The following is a 2,393-nucleotide window of genomic DNA, read 5'->3' on the forward strand; positions in this document are numbered from 1 at the left end:
CAGGGCCGAGGCGCCGGCAGGAGCACCGAGGAAAAGTGCGGCCCCGGCGAAGATGGTTGGGAGGGCGAGGAGGGCGGTGGTCTGTTTCCTGTTCACAGGGTTCCTCTGACTCAGGTGAAGCGGGGGTGGTGCGGTCTGAACGAGGCTGGCGTGGAACCGAAGGGGAGCAACGGGCTCCCCGAACCATTTCCGTGCCGCGGGCCGAGAGACGGTCGGTGAAATTCCGGACTCTTTCCATAGGACACGCATTTCTTATTATTTATAATCGAACGAGGAGTGTGATGTTCATCGACATTTTCCCGCAGGGGCAGTCCTCTGACTGCAGTACGCAAACTCACCCAAGTGAAGGGTTTGGCTGAATTTCACCGAGCGGCTCTAAAGCATCGCTGATGCGCCTTCACCTCGTGACTCTCTTGGTCTCGGAGCTGCTGAACTGCGGGTTCTTCCAGGTCGCGGTAATCCGGAAGGCATCTGTGCCACCCGGCGCCCGGAGTCCTGTGAGTGCGCCGGAGCAGCGCCGGGGCAGAAAAAGCCACAGATGAAGGCCGTTACGCCCGCCGGACGACATTTCCTTGTTCGGGCCGACGTCGCCGAATCCAGCAAATTTCGCTATTCGTCGCCGCTTGCGCCAGTTCGGGGGCCATGCCGCCGGCATCCCTTGCGACTTTCCGGGCAGCTACGGGCGCGGCTGCCGGCGGGCGAGCTCCGTGCCTGATCTGAGGGGTCTCACGAGGTGGCAGTACAACCGGACCGTTTTCGGCGATCGCGGCGAAGCCGCAGTCGCCCCAGGCCGGCGGCGAGGTCGCGTTGCTCGGCCATCGAGCTGATGGTGTCGTGCACCGCAAAAGGCACGCATGGGGACTCTCCCTCGCTTCGCGGCAGTCGGCCCGAAGCCAACTGTCCGGATACGAGTACGACCGGCCCACTCCGTCCCCAAGCTCCGACACGATGGCGCTGGAGGCGAAACAAGGGCATGCGAGATGCGAAGGAAGTACTGGCCGGCCGGGCGGAGTTGGATGAACTCGGACGGCGGGTGCGGCACCACCACCGGTTTGGTCTTCCTGGGCACACCCCCGGCGTCAGCTCTTCTTCTGGGCCCGCGCGGCCCGCAGCCGCAGCCCCGCCAACTGGGCCAACCGTTTGGTACCACTCGGCCGGATCGACCATCCGGACACCTCTACCGGCCCGCCGCCCCGGCGGCGGTTGCTGTCGTCTGCGAACGCTGACGCGGCGACGGAAGCAGAGGAGGATGATCCTTTTAGCCAAGATGAAAGGGTGGCCCCGTGTCAGACCGAAACGCTGCCCGCTTCGAGCCCCTGGACGGCGACAAGGATCAGCTCGCGCGCGACGCAGTGCGGGAGGTCATCGCCTTCTATAACGCCCGCATCCTCGACGAACGCCGGGCGCCCGCGCCCGACAATGAACGCATCGAGCAGCTGAAGGCGGCCAGGCAGGCCGCGATCGGCGACCAGATGCGCCTGGACACCGCCGGGCTTGGCGATGCCGCCCGCATCGCCGACGACTACGCGGCCCGGCTGAAGTGGCTCACCGACCAGTCGTAGCGTCCGGCGGCCAAGGGCAGCGGCCACATCGCGGTCCCGGGGGATGTCGCCATGTCCTTCGCCAAGGACGTGAGGCTGCAATTGGACGGTTTTTGGTAGTCATGCGGCGAGCGTGACGCCGGGCGCCCGGGATTCGTACAAAGTGCCGTCGCGGAGCATGGCGAGGTGAGCTGTACTGGGAAAGCTGCTCTCGTCCCGCCGGGGAACTGCTGCCCACGGCCTGCGCGAGTCAGGGCCGCTTCTCCTCGGTCATCCAACCACCACCCTGCCGCCCGTGCGCGCGTGACGCGGGCACGGGAAGTTCACCGGCGGTGAAGTTCCGTACCGGCCGGGCGCCGGGCCGGTGAGGAATCGGTCCGCTGTTGGCTCGTTGAACGGCCAGGATGCACAACCGCCCTGGGCTCCCAAAACCTCCAAGGCGGCCCCCGGTCATGACATCTGACGCGTACTGGCCCATTTGATCCGCTGCGGGGGACGGTGGCGCCGCGAGCGGCGGCATCAGCGTCAGATGTCAAAACCAGTCACACCAGCCGCCAAAAGGCTCTTCCCTGGGCTTCTCCGGTACGGCTCTGGTCCTGGCATTCGGCATGCGCTGCCCGTTGGGGCGGGTATCACCACGGCGGTGGTGTCGGCTTCCGACGCCAGGACTCCATCCGCACCCGCTTCGGTGTTCGAGCGGCGTCCGGCGCCTTGCCCCAGCAGGGTTGAGCCTCGATCCACCGCGTGATCTTTGATCACGCGGTGTGATTGCTTTTGTGGTGGGTTTCCGGATTCGGGCAGGCCGGTATCCCGGGTGGCCGTCCCGGTGGCGGGTTCTCCGAGGTTCTTTCT

At 66.0% G+C, this 2,393-nt stretch carries 2 protein-coding genes; one reads left to right on the forward strand and one right to left on the reverse strand.

All coding sequences use genetic code 11. From position 1 onward, the window contains the following. Positions 1–1,283: 1,283 nt before the first annotated feature. Positions 1,284–1,562: a hypothetical protein gene (locus tag OTB19_RS42485; protein WP_267804206.1), complete on the forward strand. Its 279-nt coding sequence runs from the start codon at positions 1,284–1,286 to the stop codon at positions 1,560–1,562. A 504-nt stretch (positions 1,563–2,066) separates the two neighbouring features. On the opposite strand, the gene OTB19_RS42490 is transcribed toward OTB19_RS42485, so the two are convergent. Next, positions 2,067–2,393 (reverse strand): hypothetical protein (locus OTB19_RS42490; RefSeq protein ID WP_267804207.1); only part of this gene is annotated, 327 nt, incomplete at its 5' end.

It is taken from the genome of Streptomyces sp. H27-H5 (assembly GCF_026627505.1).
Classification (GTDB): Bacteria; Actinomycetota; Actinomycetes; order Streptomycetales; family Streptomycetaceae; genus Streptomyces.